Genomic DNA, 324 nt, shown 5'->3' on the forward strand with positions numbered 1-324 from the left:
TATCCCTTGTCATGGGAGCTGATTTTCGCTTGATATTCCTCAATTATGATGAGGTCTCTTGCGGTTTTACGGTCGTGACAGTGGCGATGCAATGCTTGGCGGTTTTTATGGGTATCTTTACCCTCCGCCGCTAGAGGTTTAATATGGTCTACCTCAATTAGGTCACTGTCCGTGAAGAACAGGCCGCATTCATTACACCTGCCTTTTTGTTCCTTCAAAAGTTTGGCTAACTTAGCTGGTATTCCAACCTTGTTAATTCCTCTCTTACTCCAGTAAGCCCAATCTCCATCAAATGGAGACTTATCACCTTTGACTTTGATGTGT

1 protein-coding gene is annotated in these 324 nt (G+C 43.8%); it reads right to left on the reverse strand.

Translation table 11 applies throughout. The annotated features are described in order from the left end of the window. A partial coding sequence (locus LKK83_RS08265; protein WP_324630583.1) for an HNH endonuclease occupies nucleotides 1-324 on the reverse strand: 324 nt, incomplete at both ends.

The sequence above is a fragment of the Phormidium sp. CCY1219 genome (assembly GCF_035615515.1).
Lineage (GTDB): Bacteria > Cyanobacteriota > Cyanobacteriia > Cyanobacteriales > Laspinemataceae > CCY1219.